Origin of the sequence: Jeongeupia wiesaeckerbachi (assembly GCF_050916355.1) — a bacterium.
Classification (GTDB): domain Bacteria; phylum Pseudomonadota; class Gammaproteobacteria; order Burkholderiales; family Chitinibacteraceae; genus Jeongeupia; species Jeongeupia wiesaeckerbachi.
The window spans coordinates 3,103,934-3,127,184 of record NZ_CP136946.1; the positions used below are offsets into that span (position 1 = coordinate 3,103,934).

At 63.4% G+C, this 23,251-nt stretch carries 19 protein-coding genes; all 19 read right to left on the minus strand.

The window, feature by feature from the left end; all coding sequences use genetic code 11:
* Window positions 1-93: 93 nt before the first annotated feature.
* The 19 genes from mutS to R0382_RS15160 all read right to left on the minus strand — a co-directional run bounded on the left by mutS (window position 94) and on the right by R0382_RS15160 (window position 23,233).
* A complete protein-coding gene (gene mutS / locus R0382_RS15070) occupies window positions 94-2,613 on the minus strand; it encodes a DNA mismatch repair protein MutS (RefSeq protein WP_432720629.1) in 2,520 nt (839 codons plus the stop codon).
* 383 nt (window positions 2,614-2,996) lie between these two features.
* Entirely contained in the window at window positions 2,997-3,212 is a 216-nt protein-coding gene (locus R0382_RS15075; RefSeq protein ID WP_432720630.1) for a hypothetical protein, read from the minus strand.
* 84 nt (window positions 3,213-3,296) lie between these two features.
* The gene (scpB, locus tag R0382_RS15080; protein WP_432720632.1) at window positions 3,297-3,848 is read right to left on the minus strand and encodes an SMC-Scp complex subunit ScpB; all 552 of its coding nucleotides are present in this window, start codon (window positions 3,846-3,848) and stop codon (window positions 3,297-3,299) included.
* Window positions 3,845-4,672, minus strand: a complete 828-nt coding sequence (locus R0382_RS15085) for a segregation and condensation protein A (protein ID WP_432720633.1) — start codon at window positions 4,670-4,672, stop codon at window positions 3,845-3,847. The genes scpB and R0382_RS15085 overlap by 4 nt, the downstream gene beginning before the upstream one ends.
* Window positions 4,669-5,175 (minus strand): GNAT family N-acetyltransferase, encoded by a 507-nt coding sequence (locus R0382_RS15090; RefSeq protein WP_432720634.1) that lies wholly within the window; start codon window positions 5,173-5,175, stop codon window positions 4,669-4,671. Before R0382_RS15090 ends, R0382_RS15085 begins: the two co-directional genes overlap by 4 nt.
* A gap of 9 nt (window positions 5,176-5,184) precedes the next feature.
* Window positions 5,185-6,387: a tryptophan--tRNA ligase gene (locus R0382_RS15095; RefSeq protein WP_432720635.1), complete on the minus strand. Its 1,203-nt coding sequence runs from the start codon at window positions 6,385-6,387 to the stop codon at window positions 5,185-5,187.
* Window positions 6,388-6,413: 26 nt separating this feature from the next.
* Window positions 6,414-7,067 carry a site-2 protease family protein gene (locus tag R0382_RS15100; RefSeq protein ID WP_432720637.1) on the minus strand — a complete coding sequence of 218 codons (654 nt, stop codon included), beginning with the start codon at window positions 7,065-7,067 and terminating at the stop codon, window positions 6,414-6,416.
* Between the two features lie 23 nt (window positions 7,068-7,090).
* Window positions 7,091-7,720, minus strand: coding sequence for an L-threonylcarbamoyladenylate synthase (locus R0382_RS15105; protein WP_432720639.1), 630 nt, complete (start codon window positions 7,718-7,720; stop codon window positions 7,091-7,093).
* 52 nt (window positions 7,721-7,772) lie between these two features.
* The gene (locus tag R0382_RS15110) at window positions 7,773-8,633 is read right to left on the minus strand and encodes a 3',5'-nucleoside bisphosphate phosphatase (RefSeq protein ID WP_432720640.1); all 861 of its coding nucleotides are present in this window, start codon (window positions 8,631-8,633) and stop codon (window positions 7,773-7,775) included.
* Complete coding sequence (locus tag R0382_RS15115) at window positions 8,630-8,899, minus strand: SemiSWEET transporter (protein ID WP_432720641.1); 270 nt, start codon at window positions 8,897-8,899, stop codon at window positions 8,630-8,632. Before R0382_RS15115 ends, R0382_RS15110 begins: the two co-directional genes overlap by 4 nt.
* Window positions 8,896-9,786 (minus strand): cysteine synthase CysM, encoded by an 891-nt coding sequence (gene cysM, locus R0382_RS15120; RefSeq protein ID WP_432720642.1) that lies wholly within the window; start codon window positions 9,784-9,786, stop codon window positions 8,896-8,898. Before cysM ends, R0382_RS15115 begins: the two co-directional genes overlap by 4 nt.
* Window positions 9,787-9,852: 66 nt before the next feature.
* A complete protein-coding gene (locus R0382_RS15125) occupies window positions 9,853-10,422 on the minus strand; it encodes a hypothetical protein (protein ID WP_432720643.1) in 570 nt (189 codons plus the stop codon).
* A gap of 89 nt (window positions 10,423-10,511) precedes the next feature.
* Complete coding sequence (gene pbpC, locus R0382_RS15130; protein ID WP_432720645.1) at window positions 10,512-12,647, minus strand: penicillin-binding protein 1C; 2,136 nt, start codon at window positions 12,645-12,647, stop codon at window positions 10,512-10,514.
* Window positions 12,637-18,336 (minus strand): alpha-2-macroglobulin family protein, encoded by a 5,700-nt coding sequence (locus R0382_RS15135; protein WP_432720647.1) that lies wholly within the window; start codon window positions 18,334-18,336, stop codon window positions 12,637-12,639. The genes pbpC and R0382_RS15135 overlap by 11 nt, the downstream gene beginning before the upstream one ends.
* Before the next feature lie 116 nt (window positions 18,337-18,452).
* The gene (gene rfaD / locus R0382_RS15140) at window positions 18,453-19,448 is read right to left on the minus strand and encodes an ADP-glyceromanno-heptose 6-epimerase (protein ID WP_432720648.1); all 996 of its coding nucleotides are present in this window, start codon (window positions 19,446-19,448) and stop codon (window positions 18,453-18,455) included.
* A gap of 1 nt (window position 19,449) precedes the next feature.
* Window positions 19,450-21,141, minus strand: coding sequence for a glycoside hydrolase family 9 protein (locus R0382_RS15145; RefSeq protein WP_432720650.1), 1,692 nt, complete (start codon window positions 21,139-21,141; stop codon window positions 19,450-19,452).
* 30 nt (window positions 21,142-21,171) lie between these two features.
* Window positions 21,172-22,059: an ROK family protein gene (locus R0382_RS15150; protein ID WP_432720651.1), complete on the minus strand. Its 888-nt coding sequence runs from the start codon at window positions 22,057-22,059 to the stop codon at window positions 21,172-21,174.
* Entirely contained in the window at window positions 22,056-22,745 is a 690-nt protein-coding gene (locus R0382_RS15155) for a uracil-DNA glycosylase (RefSeq protein ID WP_432720652.1), read from the minus strand. Before R0382_RS15155 ends, R0382_RS15150 begins: the two co-directional genes overlap by 4 nt.
* Window positions 22,742-23,233: a PilZ domain-containing protein gene (locus R0382_RS15160; RefSeq protein WP_432720654.1), complete on the minus strand. Its 492-nt coding sequence runs from the start codon at window positions 23,231-23,233 to the stop codon at window positions 22,742-22,744. The genes R0382_RS15155 and R0382_RS15160 overlap by 4 nt, the downstream gene beginning before the upstream one ends.
* Between the last annotated feature and the right edge of the window lie 18 nt (window positions 23,234-23,251).

Sequence of the window (23,251 nt, forward strand, 5' to 3'; positions counted from 1 at the left end):
CTCCTCGTTGCGTTCGCTACTGAATATGGTTTTAGCTTAGTCCGGCGAACGGTATTTTTGGTCTAGTTGTGAATATGAACTTTATGGCGCCAATCAAAGCATCGCCTTGAGCTCGAACAAAAGCTGCAGCGCGGCGCGCGGGGTCAAATCATCCGGATCGATCGCCGTCATTTTTTCGACGAGCGGATGTGTCTCGGGTTCCACAGACGGCGCGAGCGGCATGCTGAACAGATCGCCCTGATGCGCATGACCCGGACTCGACTGCTCAAGTTCCGTCAGCTTGCGCTTGGCTTGACGAATCACCTCGCGCGGCACGCCGGCAAGCTGCGCCACCGCGACGCCGTAGCTTTGCGACGCCGGCCCTTCCTGCACTGCGTGCAGGAACACGATGCGGTCTTTGTGCTCGACAGCGTCGAGATGGACGTTGGCGACCATGGCGTAATCCTGCGCCAGTCGGGTCAGCTCGAAATAGTGCGTTGCAAACAGCGTATAAGCGCGATTCTTTTCGATCAGCTGTCGGGCGATCGACCACGCTAGCGCCAAACCGTCGAAGGTCGACGTGCCACGCCCGACCTCGTCCATCAGCACCAGGCTGTGCTCGCTGGCATTGTTGAGGATGTTGGCGGTTTCGGTCATTTCGACCATGAAGGTCGAACGCCCGCCGGCCAGATCGTCCGATGCGCCAATCCGGGTAAAGATCCGGTCAACCCGGCCGATCACGGCGCTATTGGCCGGCACGTAACTGCCGACATGGGCCAGCAGCACGATCAGCGCCACCTGACGCATATAGGTCGACTTACCCCCCATGTTCGGCCCGGTGATCAGCAGCAGCTTGCGCATCGGGCCAAAGGCCACGCCGTTCGGAATGAAGTCGTCGATCTGTGCCTCGACCACCGGATGGCGGCCGGCATCGATGTCGATGCGTACTTCGTCGACAAACACCGGCGCGACATAACCACGCGCCTGTGCGTGCGCAGCAAAGCAGGCCAGCACGTCGACCGTGGCGACAGCCTGTGCCGCCAGCCGCAGACTGGCCAGCTGCGGCAGCAAGGCATCCAGCAAAGTCTCGAACAGCTGTTTTTCCAGCGCCAGCGCACGATCCTGCGCCGACAGCGCCTTTTCTTCGAAGACCTTGAGTTCGGGCGTGATGTAGCGCTCGGCGTTCTTCATGGTCTGCCGACGGCGGTACTCGGGCGGCACCTTGTCGACGTTGGCGTTGCTGATCTCGATGAAGAAACCGGCAACCCGGTTGTATTCGACCCGCAAGGTTGGAATGCCAGTGCGTTCGCGCTCGAGCAACTCCATCCGTTGCAGGTACTCGCCGCAATTGGCCTGAATGCCACGCAGCTCGTCAAGGTCGGCCGAATAACCATCGGCGATCACCCCGCCTTCGCGCAGCACCACCGACGGCTCCGGCTGAACCGCTGCCACCAGTAGCGCATGGATTTCGGCGTCGGGCAGCAAGGCCTGCGCCAGCGCTGCGAAGAACTCGGTCTTCGGTAGCGCGCTCCGCAAGGCAGGCAGCAAGGCGAGGCTGTCGCGCAAGCTTGACAGGTCGCGCGGGCGCGCGCTGCGCAAGGCGATGCGCGCCGCAATGCGCTCGACATCGGCAATGCCGGCGAGCGTTTCCTGCAGCGCTTCGGTCGTACCCGCGTCCAGCAAGGCAGTGATCGCCGACTGCCGCTCAAGAATGGCGACGTGCTGGCGCAACGGATGATGCAACCAATGCCGCAAGGTCCGCGAACCCATGCTGGTAGCGCACTGGTCCAGCAGCGAAAACAGCGTCGGTGCAGTCTCGCCGCGGATGGTTTCGGTCAGCTCGAGATTGCGCCGCGTCGCCGGATCCAGCTCGATGTACTGGCTGGCATGCTCGACGCGCAGCCCGGCCAGCGCGGGCAGCACGCCGCCCTGGGTGGTCCGGACATACTCCAGCAAGGCACCGGCGCCGCCGATCGCCAGCATGTCGTCGGCGACGCCGAAACCTGCCAGATCGTGCGTCGAGAAATGGCGTGTCAGGGCACGAATCGCACTGTCGCGATCGAACTGCCACGGCGGCATCTGCCGCACCGGCACACCCAGCGTGTCGAACAAGGCCAGACCGGTATCGGCCGACACCACGACTTCGGCCGGCCGCAAGCGCTCCAGCTCCGTCGGCAAGCGCTCGACGTCGGTATCCATCAGCGCGAAATCACCCGACGCCAGCGACAGCCACGCCAGACCCAGCCGGCCTTTGAGCGCGACGATCGCCAGCAGGCGGTTCTCCTGCTTGTCGTCCAGCAAGGCGGCATCGGTCAGCGTGCCGGGCGTAACGATGCGCACGACCTTGCGCTCCAACGGCCCCTTGGTCGTGGCCGGGTCGCCGAACTGCTCGCAAATCGCCACCGACTCGCCCAGCTTCACCAGCCGGGCCAGATACCCCTCGCAAGCGTGATAAGGCAGCCCGGCCATCTTGATTGGCTGTCCGGCGCTCTGTCCGCGCGTCGTCAGCGTGATGTCGAGCAGCTTGGACGCCTTGACCGCGTCATCGTAAAACAGCTCGTAAAAATCCCCCATCCGGTAGAAAACCAGCTTGTCCGGGTGGTCCGCCTTGAGCTTGAGGTACTGGGCCATCATCGGCGTATGGGCCGAAGCCTTTGTTTTGCTTGTATTCGTGTCCAATTCTTTACAACCTGTCTGATGCTTCGCGGCGCTTTAAGCGGAGATTTTAACGCGACAGCCGCCACGAGTAAGGTGAATACGTAAGAAAAGACTTGCCCGCGGTGGCTCGACCGGCTGCAGCGGCCGTCTGAACGCCATGTGCACCATCTGCGGGCGCGATATCGCGGAGGACGTTCAATGCACGCGTATCGTCCCCCAATCACATCACGCCATGGGAAGCTGAACTTCAGAGCGGCACACCCTCGAAATCGCGGCAACGACCACCAAGTCTAGGTGACTTGATCGCCGGGCATGCCGCAGTGGGACCGCCGCCGACAAAACGCTACGAACTACCAAGTCTAGCCAACGGCCGACGCCTCGGTATGCGGTAACGCCGGCACCCGGCTTGGCGCGAGCACGCCGACGACGAGCGCGAGCACCAGCAGCGCCACCACGCCGCCGACCGTGTATTGAAGCCAACGCCGCACGCCTTTCTGCGCCAGTTGCGCCACCAGCCACTTCCAGGCCAGGAACATCGCAACGGCGCCGATGCCGACCGCCATGCTTTCATTCATTTCGTTTTTCCAATGTAAGTACGGATTCGCTGTTGCGGACTGACCGGCAGCCTTCCGTCGACGCGCCACCCGCTGGATCCATGATTATTCGCCGCCACCCTCACCAGGCTCGATCAACCCCGACATTTCGGACAAGGGCGGCAAGTCCGACAAGGCCTGCAATCCGAGCTCATCCAGAAAGCGCTTGTTGGTTGCCAGCAACTCCGGCCTGCCCGGCACATCCTTGTGGCCCACGACATCAATCCAGCCTCTTTCCTTCAAGGTCTGAATGATTGCGCTCGAGACCGTTACGCCCCGCACCTCTTCGATGTCGCCGCGTGTCACCGGTTGGCGGTAGGCGATGATGGCCAGCGTTTCCATCACCGCGCGCGAGTAACGCGGGGGGCGCGCCAGATTGAGCCGGTCGAGATAGGGCTGCAATGCAGCCCGGCTGCGAAAACGCCAGCCGGACGCCAGCTGCACCAGCTCGATGCCGCGGCCGCACCAATCGTCTTCCAGTTCCGCGAGCAAGTGTTCAATGTCGCGGCTGGCTAGCGTGTCGGCAAACAACTGCCGCAACGCCGGCATGGCCAGCGGCTCTTGCGCAACCAGCAAGGCGGTTTCCAGCACCAGCTTCGGCGTCAGTTCAACGCTCATTCGACACCCCCGATCGGCTTCGCGCCCACCAGCCGAACATAGATGGGCGGGAAGCCATCATCCTGACTGACAACGATGTGCTCCTCTTTCACCAGCTCCAGCACCGCAAGGAAGGTCACCACCAGCAAAGGGATGCCGGCGGTTGTATCGAACAGAACGGTAAATTCATGCGGGCGGCCATCTTGCAGCAGGCGAAGGATAGCGCTCATCTGCTCGCGCACCGACAGCGAGTCCGGGGTGATCTGATGATGCTGGTTACGCTTGGCGCGCGCCAGAATGGCTTGCCAGGCCGTTCGCAGGTCGGCGGCGCCCACCTCGGGCAAACGCAACACCATTTCGCGCTCGAACAGCACCGCCACGAACTCGAAATCACGTCCTGCCAAGGGCTGTTGTGACAGCGTGTAGGCGGCCTGCTTGATCTGCTCGTACTCCAGCAGCCGGCGTACCAGTTCAGCGCGCGGGTCTTCCGCCTCGAAGTCCGGGCCGTCATCCGGACATTCATCGTGTCTGGGCAGCAACAAACGCGACTTGATTTCGATCAGCACCGCAGCCATCAGCAGGTATTCGGCGGCCAGCTCCAGACGGCTTGTCTGCATCGCATCGACGTATCGCATGTACTGCGCGGTGACCGAAGCAAGCGGAATATCAAGAATGTCGAGGTTTTGCCGCCGGATCAGATACAGCAGCAGGTCCAGCGGGCCTTCGAACGATTCCAGCAGTACGCGCAGCGCATCCGGCGGAATGTACAGGTCGGCCGGCATGTGATGGACCGGCTCGCCAAGGACATGCGCTAGCGGCGGCTCCACCACGTCGATCTCACTCACAATGCAGCAAACTCCGGGGCGTAGCGGACGACGCCGGCGGCAAAGGCCAGCGCATCCGGCACCAACTCCAGCGCCATGAAGTATTCGGGCGGCACGTCGTATTCGCAGCTCAAACCAAAACGATCGGCGGGAACGAAGCCGAAGCGGCCGTAGGTGGCCGGATCGCCCAGTACGACAACGGCGGTGACGCCCTGCGCTCGCAATTGCGCCAGACCGGTGTCGACCAGCGCCCTGCCAATACCCTGACGACGCCAGTCCGCCGCGACCGACAGCGGCGCCAGACCCGTGACCGCACCGGCAACGCCCTCTACGGTTACCGGCGAAAACAGCAAGTCCCCGACGACCAGACCACCGGCATCGGCAACGAGCGCCAGATCGGTTCGTCCTGCTGCGTTCAGCGCCACAACGAGGTCGGCCTCGCCGGGCTGGCCGAATGCGGCGGTGACCAGTTCGTGAATGGCCGCGGCATCGGCCGCGGCGGCAGGGCGAATCGCAAAGGTCATCGTCAATCCTTAGCTGTACGCCAGCCCCATGACTTCGCGTACATCACGCATGGTCTCGCGCGCCAGCTCGCGCGCGCGCTCACAGCCATCGGCAACGATCTTCTTCACCAGCGTCGGGTCTTCCAGATACGGCTGGGCACGCTCGAACATCGGCGCCTGCTCGGCCAGCACACCGTCGATCACCGGCTGCTTGCACTGGATACAGCCGATGCCGGCGCTCTTACAGCCTTCGACCACCCAGGCCTTGGTCGCATTGTTCGAATACACCTGGTGCAACTGCCAGACCGGGCATTTGTCCGGGTTGCCCGGATCGGTGCGGCGGACGCGCGCCGGGTCGGTCGGCATCTGCTTGATCTTCTTGGCGACCGAATCCGCATCCTCGCGCAGGCTGATCGTATTGCCATAGGACTTGGACATCTTGTTGCCATCCAGCCCCGGCATCCGGCTGGCCGAAGTCAGCAAGGGCTGCGACTCCGGCAGAATCATCTTGCCACCGCCTTCAAGAAAGCCGAACAAGCGCTCGCGGTCGCCGTGCGACAGGTTCTGCGTTTCGGCCAGCAAGGCGCGCGCCGACTCGAGCGCTTCAACATCGCCATCCTGCTGGTAACGGGTACGCAGCTCTTCGTACAGCTTGCCTTTCTTACCACCGATTTTCTTGATCGCCGCTTCGGCCTTTTCCTCGAACCCGACTTCCTTGCCGAAGACATGGTTGAAACGACGTGCGATTTCCCGCGTGATCTCGACGTGCGGCACCTGATCCTCGCCGACCGGCACCAGATTGCCGCGATACAGCAGGATGTCGGCCGACTGCAGCAGCGGATAGCCAAGGAAGCCGTAGGTGCCCAGATCCTTGTGGCTCATCTTCTCGATCTGGTCCTTGTACGTCGGCACGCGCTCGAGCCACGACAGCGGCGTAATCATCGACAACAGCAGGTGCAGCTCGGCATGCTCCGGCACCCGGCTCTGGATGAAGATCGTTGCCTGCGCCGGGTCGACGCCAGCGGCAATCCAGTCGATCACCATGTCCCAAACACTTTTTTCGATGATGCTGACATCGTCATACGCTGTCGTCAGCGCATGCCAGTCGGCCACCATGAACAGGCATTCATACTCGCTCTGCAGCTTGACCCAGTTTTTCAGCACGCCGTGATAGTGGCCGAGATGCAGCTTGCCGGTCGGGCGCATGCCCGAGAGGACGCGATCGGGAAACATGGTACAAATCCTTGTTATTCAGAGAGTTAATGCAAGATGAACATAATGGGCATGGCTGCGATCCGCATCAGCGGCGCCATGATCGTACTCAGCGTATTGGTCGCCAGCAGTGCAATCAGGATAAAGAAGCCATAGGGCTCGATCCGCGACACCCACATTGCCTGCCGCATCGGCAGCAGCGACACCAGAATGCGACCACCATCGAGCGGCGGCAGCGGCAGCAGATTCAGCACCATCAAGGTCAGATTGATCGAGACGCCCGCCTGCCCCATCAGGAACATCGGCTCCTGCAGGCCGAACCCTTCCAGCCCGAGCGCAACCTTCATCAGCAAGGCCCAGACGAGCGCCATCACGAAGTTCGACGCAGGCCCGGCGGCCGCTACCCAAAGCATGTCGCGCTTCGGATTGCGCAGTTTGCCGAAATCCACCGGCACCGGCTTGGCCCAGCCGAACAGGAAGCCGCCGAGTGCCAGCAGGAAGAGCGGCAAGGCGACCGTACCGATCGGGTCGATATGCCGGAGTGGGTTCAGCGAAATCCGCCCCAGCCGCGAAGCGGTATCGTCACCGAAATGGCGCGCCACGTAACCGTGGGCTGCTTCGTGCACCGTGATGGCAAACAACACCGGAATCGCCCAGATGCATACCGTCTGGACGAAACTGCTCAGATCAAAATCACCCATGTATTTTCCCAGTCGTATTCATATCAGTCGTCGAAACCGAATGGCGCCAATGGCCCCTTGCCGGCGCGCATCAGTACCGGTGCGCCTTCGGAGAGATCGATCACCGTGGTCGGTTCGACGCCGCAATAGCCGCCTTCGATGACGAGGTCGACGTCATGCTCAAGCCGGTCGCGAATATCCCAGGCGTCGGACATCGGCATATCCTCACCCGGCAGCAGCAGCGAACTCGACAGCATCGGCTCGCCCAGTTCCTCGAGCAGCGCCAATGCCACCGGATGGTCGGGCACCCGCAGGCCGACGGTCTGTTTCTTCGGATGCCAGACGCGCCGTGGCACTTCCTTGGTCGCCAGCAGGATGAAGGTGTAGTTGCCCGGTGTCGCGCACTTGAGCAGCCGGTAGGTCCGGTTATCGACCCGCGCGTAGTTGCCCAGTTGCGACAGGTCGTGACACGCCAGCGTGAAGTGGTGTTTGTCGCTCAACTGCCGGATGCGGCGGATGCGCTCCAGCGCGTCCTTGTTGTCGAGCGCGCAGCCGAGCGCATAACACGAGTCGGTCGGATATACGATCAGCCCGCCCTTGCGGACGATCTCGACCGCCTGCTTGATCAGACGCGGCTGCGGCGTTTCGGCATGAATTGAAAAGAACTGGGACATGGGCTCGTATCTGGTAGGAGTACAGCGACTGTAGCGGAGCGCGCGCCAGTCGTCAGGGCAAGTTTGCCGCCGGCGCAGGTGACCACCAACGGGTCCAGACCGGCTCGCAACCCACCGGCAGGTCGGCATTGAGCCCCGGCTCGCGCGCACCCTCGCCGGTGGCGTGGTAATCGGTGCCGCACGAGGCGAGAAAGCCGAACTCCTGCGCCAGCCGCGAAAACCGGCCGACATCGGCGGCACCATGACTACCCGAGACGACTTCGATCGCCTCGCCGCCAAGGCGACGGTATTCGGTCAGTAATACGCGCAGAGTCTCGTTGCCCAGCTCGTACCGTCCCGGATGCGCCAGCACGGCAACGCCGCCGGCCTCGCGGATCCAGCCTATTGCTTCGTGCAATCTGGCCCACTCATGTTCAACGTAGCCGGGCTTGCCGCGAACCAGAAACTTCTTGAACACGCTCTTGGTGTCCTTGGCCTTGCCGGCCTCGACCAGATAGCGGGCAAAGTGGGTGCGACTGATCATTTCCGGGTTGTCGGCGTATTTGCGCGCGCCTTCGAGCACGCCCTCGATGCCGACCGCCGCCAGTGACGCGGCCATGCGCTCGCCGCGCTCCGCGCGCCCCGAACGGACAGTCGCCAGCCCTTCGACGATAGACGGATGCGACGGATCGAAACCGAGTCCGACGATATGCAGCGTGTGCTTGCCCCAACTGACCGAAATCTCGACGCCGCTGATGAAAAGCATGCCCAGCTTGGCCGCTTCGTCGGCGGCATCGGGCAGGCCGCGCACGTCATCGTGATCGGTGAGCGCGAACAGCTGGCAGCCTCGTTCGAACGCCTTGCGGACGACCTCACGCGGCGGCAGCAAACCGTCCGACACGCTGGAATGGCAATGCAGGTCAACCGGTGTCATGGCTTTTTCCTTGCCGTGTAGCGCAACTTCATCACCAGCACCGAACCGGCGAGCACCAGCGTGATCGCATTCGGGATCATCAGCGGCCACGAGTTTATGACCACCCCGTAGAGCAGCCACAGTGCGACGCCGAATACGAAGAGCGAATACATGCCGCGTGAAATGTCATCGACCGACCGCGTCCGCCAGACCTTGATCACCTGCGGCAAAAAGGCCATCGTCGTACAGACGCCGGCGACATGGCCGATCCAGTCGAGCGGGTTCACGCTGGAAACACGCCGGTCGACAGATAACGGTCGCCACGGTCGCAGACGATGGTCACGATCACGGCGTTCTCTACCTGCTTGGACAGTTGCAGCGCGGCGGCGAGCGCCCCGCCCGACGAAATGCCGGCGAAAATACCTTCTTCGCGAGCCAGCCGGCGGGTCATTTCCTCGGCCTGCTGCTGGCCCACTTCCATGATGCGATCGATGCGCGAGAAGTCACAGATGGTCGGCACATACTCGACCGGCCATTTGCGGATACCGGGAATCGATGCGCCATCGGCAGGCTGGACGCCGACGATCTCGACCTGCGGCGCCACCTCGTTAAGGTAGCGGCCGGTGCCCATGATGGTGCCAGTGGTGCCCATGCTCGACACGAAATGGGTGATCGTCCCCTCGGTGTCGCGCCAGATTTCCGGCCCGGTCGTTTCATAGTGCGCCAGCGGATTGTCCGGGTTGGCAAACTGGTCGAGCACCAGTCCCTTGCCCTCGGCAACCATCAGCGTTGCGAGATCACGCGCTGCTTCCATGCCGTCGACAAGGATCACCTCGGCGCCATAGGCCTTCATGGCCTGCACGCGCTCGATGCTGGAGTTGGCCGGCATGATCAGCACCATCCGGTAGCCCATCATCGCGGCAGCCATTGCCAGCGCGATGCCGGTATTGCCGCTGGTGGCCTCGATCAAGGTATCGCCCGGGCGTATCGTGCCACGGGCTTCGGCATGGCGAATCATCGACAGCGCCGGACGGTCCTTGACCGAGCCGGCCGGGTTGTTACCCTCAAGCTTGACGAGAACGACATTGCTGGTCTCGCCGGGCAAGCGCTTGAGTCGGACCAGTGGCGTATTGCCGACGAAGTCCTCGAGTGTTTTGAATCGGGGCGTAGTCATGCGGCGATTATACCCTGACGCATGACAGCCACGCGTAGCGCACGCCCCCGAATTCTTCGTGCCGGCTTACTCCGCCGGCTGCTCGACCCAGATTGCGATCGAGCGACGCAGCACGACATTGATCTGATCACCCACGGCAATCTGCTCAAGCGCAGCCGGGTTTTTCACATTGGCTTCAACAACCTTGTTGTCCGGCGTCTTGACCTTGATGCGCGAAGCCTTGCGATCTACCGCAACGACGTCAGCCGACAGCGTTTCGGTTTTCACCCAGCCACCACCCGGGCGCTCGCCGGATTCGCTGCGCGTCGTCCCGGTCGATTCGGTCGTACCACGCACGCCGGCACCACCCTTGACCACCGCATAGGCAATCGCGGCGCTGATCTTGGTCGTGATCTTGTCACCGACCTTGAGGCGATCGAAATTACGCACATCGGCACCGACATCCACGTCGGCCTGCTCGCCATTCGGCAACTGCACCGTCAGCTTGCGGTTCGCCGTATCAATGGCGGCGATCTGCACGGTCACCTTGTCTTCTTCCTTGAGCGCGAACAGCGGCGCAGAAGCATCGGTAGCGGCCCAGGCCGGAATGGCGGCGGACAACATCATTGCCAGAAGCAACTTGGATACAATTTTCACGAAAGCACTCCCTGTAAAATATTTGGATTCGGGCCTACAGCATACGTCATGCAGTCAGGCTCGATGTGTAACGATAAACCCGTGGCGCATCAACGCCTGGGCGCTTGTTTTGCAACTGCACCACGAACCTCGAACCGCCGCACTTCGACGGGTACGCCCCTTGCATCGCGCAGCTGGACGACGTGCCGGCCCGGCCAGGGAAACCACGCCAGGCTGGCACCGCCACCGAGTCGCCGGCCATCGAGCCACCAGCTCGCGCCCGACACCCCCTCGGCCCGAAAAACGATACGCTGGCTTTGCGGCGGGATATCCGGATCAAGTGCATAGATAGCGCCGTCGACCGGATTGACGATACGCGCCGGCGACGAGGTCGCATCAGCCTTGCCCGCCACACGGATCTCGCTGCGCTCAGTTCCCTTGACGAACCACTCCTGCCGCGCCGCTTCGACATTGCCGTCGAACACGATCCGCTTGGCGGCCACAGCGGGAGGTGGCGCCGGCGGGCGAGAAGGCGATTGCTGCGCGCGATTCATCACCGCCAGCCAGACCGGCGCCGCACCGTGCATACCCGACACATCCCACATCGGCTCGCCGCTGGCGTTGCCGACCCAGACGCCAACGGTGTAGCTGCGCGAAAAACCGACAGCCCAGTTGTCGCGCATATCCTTGCTGGTGCCGGTCTTGACCGCGCTCCAGTATCGCGTCGCCAGCGCGCTTTCCAGGCCAAAGGTGCGTGATCTGGCGGTCCGGTCCGACAGAATGTCGGCAATGATGAAACTGGTCGCCGCATCCATCACCCGCTTGCCGGCTGCAGACGGTACATCGCGCCGCAGTCGTGGCACCGATGCCACGCCGCCGTCGGCCAGTGCACGGTAGGCATTGGCGAGATCGACGAGCCGAACGTCGGCAGCCCCCAGCGCCAGTGAATAGCCGTAGTAGTCACCCGCCTCGGACAGACTGCTCAGGCCGAGGACGTACAGACGATCACGCAGTCGGTTCGGCGTCACGATCTCGATCGTCCGCACCGCCGGCACATTCAGCGATGACGCCAACGCCGTGCGCACCGACACCGGCCCCTTGAAGTCTCGCGCATAGTTCTGCGGTGCATAGAGACCGCTCGCGGTCTGCAGGTCGAGCGGCGAATCGTCGAGCAAGGACGCGGCCGTCAGCCAGCGACCTTCCAGCGCCAGCTGGAACAGGAAAGGCTTGAGCGTCGAACCTGCCTGCCGCAAGGCCGTCACCGCGTCGACGTCACGCGCCTTCGACAGCCCGCCACTCGACCCGACCCAGGCGAGCACGTCGCCACTGGCGTTGTCGAGCACGATGACCGCGCCGTCTTGCACGTTGCGCTGACTCAGCTCAAGCAGATGTCGCCGTAAAGTCTGTGTTGCAAACCGCTGTAGCCCGGCATCGAGCGTCGTCGGAATACGCTGACCGGGCTTGGCACCGGCAAGCACCTGACGGGCAAAGTGTGGCGCCAGCATTTCGCCCTGCACATCAGGCGCCGCCTTGCGCGCAAGCGCAAGCTGGGTTTCGCCGCGCAGACCGCCGCAAACGTCGTTGGCCTTCATATCCTTCAGGATGGTGCACGCCCGGTTGGCGACACGCTCCGCCGACGCATTCGGCGCACGGATCAAAGCGGCGGCAATCGCGGCTTCGCGCGCATTGAGGCCCGATGGCAACTTGCCGAACAGCGTGGCCGACATCGCCGACAGCCCGACGATTTCGCCGCGAAAACTCACCAGATTCAGATACGCCTCGAGAATTTGCGCCTTGCTCCAGCCACGCTCGAGTGACTGCGCCGACACGCTCTGCCCAGCCTTCTGCCAGAAACTGCGCCGACCCTGGTCGCGACGCAGATCCTCGTCGATCAACCCGACCAGCTGCATCGTCAGCGTCGACGCGCCACGAGTGCGGCTGCTCCAGAGATTGCCCCAGGCAGCCGCGGCCACCGCCGACCAGTCCACACCGCTGTGCGCGTAGAAACGCTTGTCCTCCGAGACGACCAGCGCATGCCTCAGCGCCGGCGATGTGTCGGTCAAGCTGGCCCACTCGCCGCGCCGCTGCCTCATGTCGACCCGGACCCGCTGGATCTCGACGCCATGGCGATCGACCAGCACCGCGTCGGACGAGCGCCAGTCGGCCCTGACCGCTGCAAAATCCGGCAGCGCCCACGCTGGCGAGATCGCCAGCGCAAGCGCGACAGCACACCATCTACTTTGCATCGACCACCTTGAACACGGCATTCGGGAACACGCCGAATACGTCCGGCGCATACATGGCCTCGACCCGCGTCGGCGGAAGCTTGAACTGGCCGGCGCTATTGAGTCGCATCGTATATTCGACCGAGAAGCTGCCGCGCGGCACGTAGGCGTAGTACGCACGGTAACCGGCAAAGCGGCGCTCCTCGTACGCCGGCCACGCCTCACCTTCGCGGCGCTCGCCCCGGGTAGCGATCGCCGAATCCCGACCCAGCCCGCCGCCCAGCACGGCGGCACCCGCCGGGATCGGATCATCGACAACCACCCAGGTCATGTCGCTCTGCGCATCGACCTCAAGCTTCACGCGCAACACATCGCCGCGACTGTACTGGCCCGCCACCTTCTGCTCGATGGCGCTAACGGTCTTCTTGACCCGGAAGCCTGCTCCGAGTGGCGCCTTGAGCGGCAGCGCCGCCGATACCTGCACCGTCGCCCAGGGTGCACCCGCACCGTCATGCTTCAGACTCAGCGCACCCTTGCCACCGGCTGGCCACGGCAGTGCAATTGGCGCCGGTGTCGCCGCAGGCCACCGCAATTCACGATTGGCGTCGCCGAGCGCCACCTTTGTCACCCCCGTCACCGGCGTTGCATCAAACTGTTTGGCAAACGCGGCAACAGCGAGCGAACCCCAGACATTGGCGGTCGTCGTCCGCCACGTCCCCTGCGCTTGCCGGCCGATCAGGCCGTTGAGCATGCGCGGCAGATCGTCTTTCCAACCCGGCAGGCTGCGTGTCACCAGCAACAAACGCGCGGCGTTGACGTCGGCACTACGCATCAGCCACCACCAGTCGTCATCCTTCTCGGTCGAGAACTGCAGCCGGGTGCCTTGATAGGTCAGCCGGCCGCGCAGCAATTGCTCGGCCTCGGCCTGCTTGGCGACGCGATCCGGCAGTGCCGGCAGACGCTCGAGCAGCGACAGCCAATCGACCAGCATCGCGGTCGGCCAGCTGTTGGGCTGGATCGTCAGCACCGCAAGCTGCCGCGGCTCGGCGCGACCGTAGCGGCTCAGCGCTTCGAGCGCCGCCAACCGGCGCGCATCGAAATCGGCGCGCGGCGCCCATGCATCCCGCTTGAGGTTGCCTTCGACGAAGCGTGTCAGCCCTTGCAGCATTTTCTCGCGACTGGCGTCCGGGATCGCCCAGCCGGCTTCGGACGACACCGCGAGCAGATAGCTCGTCAGCGTATCGCTACCACTGGGCGCATCACCCTCTCGTGGCGGGAAGTAGTTGGCCAGACCATCGGCGTCCAGATAGACCGGCAGCTCCGCCATCAGCGCATCCCAGCGCGCCTTGTCGGCCAGACCGATCGCAACCGACGCCTTCTGCTCCAGGCAGGCATACGGGTATTCGGCAAACCAGCGCCGCACCGCCGGCAGCTCGGCCGACAGCCTAGCCTGCAACTGCACCGACACGCCCCCCCGGCCCGGCAGCGCAGCGGCGGGCAAGGAGAGTGGAATACCGATGTCGGCGTCGATCCGGCGCAGCGTCGCCTGCTGTACCGTGACCGGCACGGCGGGCTCGACCTGTTGATTGAACGTCAGGCCATCTTTGGCCTTGCCGCCCACCTCGCTGGCGACCAGCGTCCATTTCAGCGACTTCAGCCCATCCGGCACCGTCATCGGCCAGACCAGCTCGCGCGATTCGCCAGCCGGCAGTGCCAGCTTGGTCACCGGCAGCGCGGGCAAGCCCTCGGCCTGCGCACTGATCTGCACGTTCATCGCCCGCGTACTGCCGTTGCGCAGCGTCGCCAGGGCGCGAACCTGATCGCCTTCGCGCACCAGCGGCGCAAAGCCCGACGTCAGCTGCAGATCCTGCGTCACGGCGACGCTGGCCGAACCGGTGCCGAAATAGCCTGTACCCACATCGGCCACGGCGACAAACCGGAACCGTGTCAGCGAATCGTTGATCGGCACGTCGATTTTCGCCTTGCCGTTTGCGTCGAGCACCAGTTTGGGCTGCCACAGCAACAAGGTATCGAACAGCTCGCGCGTTGGCGCGGAGCCGCCACCGCCACCCGGTGCGAGGGCCTTGCGACCGTAGTGGCGCTTGCCGACGACCTCGAGCTGCGCCGTCGCGGTTTCGACACCATAACTGCGGCGCTGCAGCATCGCCTCAAGCAGATTCCAGCTCGGATTGGGCTGCAATTCGAGCAATGCCTCGTCGACCGCGGCGAAGGCCACTTCAGTGCCGGCCGGCGCCGGCTTGCCGTCGGGCAGCTTCACTTGCACCGTGACCTGCGCGGTGTCGCGCACACCGTAGCCGGCTTTGTCCGGCGTGACCGTGATGCCAAGCTGGTGCCCAGCCTCGCCGACGCGAATTTCTGCGATGCCGTATTTGAACGCCGGCTTCGCCAGATCGACCGTCGCCGTCGGCGCCTGATAATCCCCGCCTTCATTCCAGTACGCATCCCACCATGAGACCGGCGCCTTCCAGCCCCAGGTAAAGAACGAGTACCACGGCACATCGCGAACGCGGCCGCGCACCGCCAGCACCGACACGTAAACATTCGGCGCCCACGCCGCACTGACGGGCACCTCGATCATCGGCGACTTGCCCTCAAGCTCGACCACGCGCGTCTCGATCACCCCTTCACGTTCGATCGCCACCCACGCGGTCGCCTTGCGGAACGGCATCCTCACCTGGAAGCGCGCGGTTTCGCCGGGTTTGTAGCTGTCTTTTTCGGGCAGCACATCGATACGATCGTTGTTGTCGACGTCGAACCACAGCTCGTCCTGCTTGCTGACCCAGACCGACTGCGCTGCGCGCGCCGTATGGCCGTCGCCATCATCGACACTGGCGACGAGTTCGATGCTGCCGGCGTCCTTCAGCGCGACACTGCAGAACACCAGGCCGCGCGCATCGCTGCTGCCGCTGCAGACCTTGCCCAGATCGTCGATCTGCTCGTCGTGATCGTAGGCGTAGAAGCCGCCGACCAAACGCTTGCGCGTTGATTGATAGCTGTGGCGGATAGCGTTGACGACGACCTTTCGGCCGGCCACAGGCTTGCCGTTGGTGTCGAGCACCACCGCCTTGAGGCTGGCTTCGCGACCGACCGACACCCAGTCGTCGACGGTCAAGCCGAGCTGTACCGCGGCAGGCCACAGCGGCACGGTGCGCGACAAGGTCTGCACCTCGCCGTTCGGGTCGGCATAGGTTGCTTCGGTCACCATGTCGTAGGGACGGTCGATCGCCGGCAAGCCTTTGGCTGCCAGCTTGGCACTACCGTTGGCGTCCAGCTTGATCGACGCCTTGTCGAGCACCACCTTGCCATCAAGCGACGCCTGCGCCTCGTTGCGTTTGGGCTCGGGCGGCGTAAACGAATAGCCGTCGTACCCCTGCGGCCGGGCATAGCGCTCACGCAACATCGCCGACACCTGCACCGGCAAGCCCTTGGCGGCGCCCCCGTTGACATAGGCCAGCGACACGTCGATCGGCACGTCCTTGGGTGCGATACCGGCCTTGGCCGGAACGACAAGCGCCCCGGTCATCACCGGCAGGCGGAATTCCTCGACCCGGAACGTACCTGAGTAAAACGTCAGGCCATTGCCGCCACCCGAAGACCCGTCGGCGTCGCCACCATGCGACTTGCCGGCTGCCTTTTCGAGCACGATCGAATAATCGCCGAGCTTGGCATCCTTGGGTAATGCAAAACGCGATTCGGCATAGCGCCCCTGTCGCCACGTCAACGGCTGCCGATATTCCTGACCGCTGCCTTCGTGAACGATGCGCAGCTGATCCGGCAACTGGCCCGGCTTCGGCAGTGCAAAGCCCTTGCTCGTTTCGACACGCAGATAGTGCTTCATCGACACCGTTTCACCGGCGCGAAACAGCATCCGGTCGAGCACAGAATGCGCCAGTACCGACGGACGATCGGCGGTATTGGTCGGAAAAGGGAAGCGCCACGACTCGATGCCGCGATCCCAGCCCGAGCGCACGAAGGACACGTCGGTCACGCCCTTGTCGGTCTTGCGCGCGCTAACGAAATAACCATCGAGCGCCGTACCGCTGCACGAAGGCGCCGCACCCAGCGCCTGCGGAATCGTTGCAACACCGTTGGCACCGGTCTTGCCATGCCAGCGCGCCGCCCCCTTGCAGTCGTAGACGCTGACATCGGCCTGTGACACCGGCTGACCCCGGTCCAGCGTCGTTACCCACACGGCGGCATTGTCGCGCCCCTGCTTGAAATGCACCGCCAGATTGGTCACCAGCACCGCGCTGCGCACATACATCGGTTTGTTGGTGCCAAGCAAGGCCTTGCCGAGCAGACGCGATTCAATTTCGACGACGTGCAAGCCTGGCGTCTTGAGCGGAATGCCGACGACCTCGAACGGCCACTTGCCCTTGGCGTCGGGCTTGCCCGGCAAGTTCAGTGCGGTCACACCTGACTGCCCCTTCAGCAGGCTTAACCGCCGCGTTTCGACCTGCTCGGTCTTGCCGCCCCGGGTGATCGGCACAAAGCTTTCGTGGTAGTCGAGCACCTTGGCCAGCCATTGCATCATGCCCTTGTCGTCGTTCACGGCCAGCGTTTCGGCCCCGAGACGGACCTCGCCCACCTTGAGATCGGCCTCGACATTGCGCAGCGTCACCGGCAGCGCGGCATCGTCACCCAGCTCGATGATGCCGAACGGTGCGGCGGCAAATTTCGCCAGCGGCGGCGCGTCGGTGGTCTTGAACGCCAACGGAAACGCCGACGCATTGACCAGCTTGCGCCCGGTTTCATCGGCAAAATCACCGGGAAGCTTGATCGTGAACGCACCGAGCGCGGCAAACGGCGGCTTGAACCGCACCGAATCCACCGTTCCGTTGCGGGCCTCGCGATCCGGTTCGGGCGCGCGCTCGCCTTCGGGCGTCACCAGCCGGATCTTGTCGGCGAGTTTTTGCGGCACCGGCGCACTGAACGACAAAGTCACCGGTTTGAACGGGATGCACGCGGCCTTGGCGTTTTCGCGCGCGCAACTGAACGATGCGTTGAACTCGGGACGGACATTGAATTCGCGGATCTCGGCCTTGGCGCCGCGCGGCTGGACCAGCACGACCTTCTTGCCTGCCGGCAAGCGCTGCGCGCAGCGCACCGCCTCGATCGCCGACGCACGTTTTTCTTCGCCAAGATGTTTGACCAGCGTCGCCGTATCGGCCTCGGGCAACCGCGTTACCGGCACACGCTCGGGCAAACCTTCGATCTTGCAGTAGAGCTGCGGCTGCTTGCCGGCCAGCGCGCCGTTGTAGCGCAGCACGAAGGCTTGATCCTCCTCGACGGCCTCGCCACGATCGGGCCAGCTCTCCGCAATCGCCAGTGCACCGGTCGAAAACTGGAAATTCTTCTTGCCGTCGACCGCACCACCGTCAACGGCCTTGAGCCCCGGCTTGAGGGCAAACCGGCAAGTCGTTTCGGCCGGCAGATCGCCGCTGATGTCGATGACCCAGCTCCGGTCATCGATCCAGCGCCCCTTGCCGGGCAAACTGCACGACACCGCGAACGGCGCGGCGGCCGACACGTCGCCCATGCGCACCATCGGCGCAGAGAAGGTTGCGCGGACTTGCTCGACCTGCCGGACTTCGCCCTGCGGCGAAAACGTGGTGACGGTTACCGCCGCGTGGGCAGCAAGAATGTGCAGCGCCAGCATCGTGCCGGCGAGAAAGTGACAAGCGCGCATGGGTATACCTGCGAAAGCGATTAACCCACATTCTTTCACAAAATTTTCAAACATTCTTGATCGCAGAAAGCAAAAAGCCGGCATCAGCCGGCTTTTTGCTTGAACGAATCCGCAGATCAGCCCTGCAGCAAAGACTCGACGTAGCGCGACACGCCTTCCTGCACGGTCAGGAATTCCTCCGTATAGCCAGCCTCGCGCAACAAGGTCAGGTCTGCCTCGGTATGGCACTGGTACTTGCCCTTGAGCGCATCAGGAAAATCGATGTACTCGAGGATGCCGTCGCCAAGCATCTCGTCCAGCGACAGGATCGATTTGCCCTCGGCCGCACGGCAAGTGTTGACCACCGTCGACGCGACATCGTTGAACGGCTGCGCCCGACCCGAGCCAAGGTTGTAGATGCCGCACACTTCGTCGTTATCGAGGAACCACAGATTGGCCTTGACGATGTCCTCGACCGAGACGAAATCACGCATATGCCCACCGGGCACGTAACCACCGTATTCGCCGAACAGCTTGACCTTGCCCGATTCGCGATACTGGTTGAAATTGTGGAACGCCACCGACGCCATCCGTCCCTTGTGCCATTCTCGCGCGCCATAGACGTTGAAGTAGCGGAAGCCGACTGCCTGCGCACTCAACTCTTCCCAGCGACGACGCAGCACCTGATCGAACAGCAGCTTCGAATAACCGTAAACGTTCAACGGACCTTCGCACTCCGGGTCTTCACGGAAGCCCTGGTCGCCATTGCCGTAGGTCGCGGCGCTCGACGCGTAGATGAACTGCGCCTCTTCGGACTGACACCACTCGAACAGGCCCAGCGTGTACTGATAGTTGTTTTCCATCATGTACTTGCCGTTGTGCTCCATCGTGTCGGAGCACGCGCCCTGGTGCAGGATCGCGGTGACTTCACCGTCGTAGCGGCCGCTGGCCAGCTCGGCGATGAAGTCGTTCTTGTCGACGAAGTGGCTGATCTGGCAATCGGCCAGATTGCGGAACTTGTCACCACGCGTGAGGTTGTCGACGGCGATGATGTCGGTCTCGCCACGGGCGTTCAGGCCCTTGACGATGTTCGAGCCGATAAAGCCGGCTGCGCCGGTCACCACGATTGCCATATCAGTTTTCCTTTTTCAGTCGGGTGCACAGCGCGAGGAACAGCCACGCGCCGTGCGGCATCCATTGTTCGGTCCAGCGCCAGCTGTTCGCCATGGTGGCGACCTCCGACTTGCGGAAGTCGATATCCTGATCGTCGTCGAAGCCGCCGGTAATGCCGTTGCACACGCCACCGGGCGCATTGTAAAACCCCGGCTCGTAACGCGGGTTGTTGCGACCCCAGCCTTGCAGCATGCAGGCGTCGTACGGATTGGCTCCGAGCACCCAGTCGAGCGCATTCTGGCCATGGGCGGCGATGCGCCCGGCCAGCTCGCCTTCGCCAGCAAACAGCGCGGCAGCCCGACCGGCCGACGCGGCAATCGAGCCGAGCCGGGCATTTTCGCCCTGCCACCAGTAGCCGGTACCGTTGTCGTGCGGAATGAAGAACTGCACCTTGGCGTCCTGACCCGGCAGTTTGACGTACTGGCGCGGGTAGCCGAACGGGTTGGCGACCTCGCTGCTGATACGCAGCTCGTATTCATACGCCAGCCGCAGCGTTTCGCGAATCCGGCCGGCCAGCGGGCTAGCCGGCACCACTTCCAGAAAACGCATCAGTGCAATCAGCGGCAGGCCCGATTCGGCCGCATGGAAATAGCTGCGTTCTCCAGCCGCGTCGGCGGCAAACCAGCCTTCAGCCTGCTGGCGTTCGATCAGGTTCAATACGCGCCGGGTAGCGGCATCGGCATATGCGCCATCGCCGGTCACCGCCAGCAACTCGGTTGCCGCGAGCAAGGCGCAGTAGTCGTCGATGATGTTTTCGACGCCATCTTCGAGATAAGCGACGTTGTGGACTTCAAGGTGGGCGAAACCGGTTTGCGCGGCTTTCAGGTAATCGGCGCGCGCAAAGCCGTCGCCGTCGCGCCCCAGCGTCGACGCCCGTGCCAGCGCGGCAATCGCGCTGCCGGCGCCATGACGGTAGGCGGACTGATAGGTGTCGTACTTGTCGCCCTTCTGCGTCTTGTATTCGCAGATGTCGCGGCGGTTTTCGTCCTTGCTCCACTGGTCGAACACCGTCATGTAGAAATAGCCGGCCGGGTCCTGCATCCGCACGAGGAAATCGGCACCATGCAGCGCCTCGTCGACGATGCGCTCGTTGAACCACTTCGATTGCTCGGGCAGTTGGGCCAGCCCGTCGATCAAATTCCACACCACCTGAGGCGTCTGTTGCGGATTCATGAACTGCGCGAACGACAAGTGACTCAGGTATTTGGAGCAATCGCCCGAGGCATCGAACCAGCCGCCATGGACATCGCGGTGCTCGTCCGAACCCCACTTCGGGCGCGAGCGATCGGCCTGATCGTACAGGCCGGTGCAACGCTGGCCCTTGATGTAGTGGACGATGTCCGACAGCAGAAGCTCGCCAAACAGGCCTTCGCCAACCGTGAACGTATGTGAAACCAGTGCCGGAACCACACCATCGATGACGACGAAATACTCGCCCGGCTCGATCAGCGCGCTGAAATCGGCCGACCAGAAGTGCCAGTTTTTCCAGCGCGCCACGCCACCTTCGGCACGCAGGTCGCCGCGGTGCACGCATTCACGCGTCTCGGCACTGTAAATGCCGAAGGTCGTCAGCGCGGCGTCAAACGGCGCCTCGATCAGCGCCTGCTTGCGGGTACCCGGCTCGAAGCCAAGGTGATTGAACAGGATTTTCACGGTCGTCTCGTCCTTATCGGTATGCGTTGTTTAGAACTGCCGTTTGCTGAGAAACCAGTTGCGCGCCGCGCCGATCATGCCGGCATGATTGCCCGCGCTGGCGAGCACGACTTCACTCATGTCGCGGAACCCCGGCTCGATTCGCATGCTGATTGCAGCGTGCAGCTCGTGCAGGAAGCGTTCGCCGCGGCCGCTGATGCCGCCGCCGATCACGACGCGCCGTGGATTCAGTACGTAGATCAGATTGACGATGCCGGTCGCGAGCAGATCAAGCCATTCGTCGACGACCTTGCGCATCTGCTCGTCGCCGGCGTCGCTGGCCGCGAACACCGCGCGGCCATCCCAGTCGCTGCGGCCGCTGACGCGGATTGCTTCGGTTACCAGTCCGCGCATCGATGCGTGATTTTCCCAGCAGCGATCGGCAATGCGCATATAGCCCCACTCGCCGGCGGCCGAACGCGCGCCATGGTAAAGCTTGCCATCAATGACAATGCCGCCGCCAATGCCGGTCCCGATCGCCAGCGCGATGTAGTGCTGTACACCCTTGGCGGAACCTTGCCAGCCTTCGGCCAGCGCGACGCAGTTGACGTCGTTCTCGATCGTCACCGGCAGATCGAACGCCTCTTCCAGCGCCAGCTTCGGCGACATGCCGACGTAGTCGGGCACCGCCTCGGCCGCGCCGAGGATGCGACCGCTATCGGCGTCGACCAGGCCCAGCGTACTGATCGCAATCCCGCACACCCCGTTTTGCGCGATCATCGGCCGCGCCAGTGCGACGAGCCGATCCAGCAGCGCGGCAGCACCCTCCTGCGCCTGTGTCGGCACCGAATGCGCCAGCAGCACTTCGCCACTGTCGCTGACAATGCCGTATTTGATCTGCGTGCCGCCGATATCGAAACTCAGTAGATTTTGGCTCATTCGACCTGCGCCCAATCGATCAGCGCTTTTCCGTGTTGTTCGAGATAGGCGTTGGCTTTCGAGAAGTGGCCATTACCCAGAAAACCGCGATACGCCGACAGCGGTGACGGATGCGCAGACGTCAGAACACAATGGCGCCGCACATCGACATGCGCGGCCTTCTTCTGCGCATACGCCCCCCAGAGCATGAACACGAGTCCCTCGTGCCGCTGCGCCAGTTCGGCGATGACCGCGTCGGTCAATGCTTCCCAGCCGCGCTTGGCGTGCGAGCCCGCCCTGTCGGCCTCGACGGTCAGCACACTGTTCAACAACAGCACGCCCTGTCTGGACCAGCCGGCCAGATTGCCGTGCTGCGCAGGCGTCACACCCAGATCGCGGGCGATTTCTTGCCAGATATTGCGCAGACTCGGTGGCGTTTTGACGCCGTGCGGCACCGAAAAACTCAAGCCATGCGCCTCGCCGGCGCCATGGTAGGGATCTTGCCCGAGAATCACGACCCGAACGTCGTCGGGCGCCAAGTCGGCAAGCGCGGCAAACCAGTGCTCACGCGGCGGGTAGACCGTTTTTCCGGCGAGCAGCTCGGCATCGAGAAAACCGGACAGCTGGGCAAACCGCGCACTCTCCGCCACCGGCGCCAATGCTGGCTGCCATGCCGCGGGAATCTGCTTGGCGAGGGCCACACTCATGATTTTGCCTCGCGCTCATGACGGATCTGTTCGCGATGGCGGCGAAAAACATAACGCTCGAACGCATCACGCGCGGCACCCTGGCCCAGCAGCCAGCGCGCCGTGACGGCGGTTTCGGTCCCGACGGTTTCGACGGCAACAACCTCGACCGGCAAGGACAGCAAATGCGGCAAGGCTTCGTCCGGCACCATCGCCAGGCACCCTTGTGCACCGACGACCACGCCATCGGCGGGCCAGCGTACGAATTCGAGCCCGATCGTCACCGCGACCGGGACGGGCAGCACCGGGTTCATCAGCCGAGCCAGCCAAACCAACTGCAAATCGAGTTTCGCCTGCTCGCCGGTCACCGGCTCAGCGCGCTCGACCGTATCGAAGTCCGCGAGCACATCGAGATAGCGCGCCACCTCAAACGGCTGCCAGCGCGCCTCTGGCTGCCAGACCAGCGGCAAAACGGCATCGAAATGGACGCCTTCGGGAAATGCGTTCATGGGCTCGGGACAAATCTG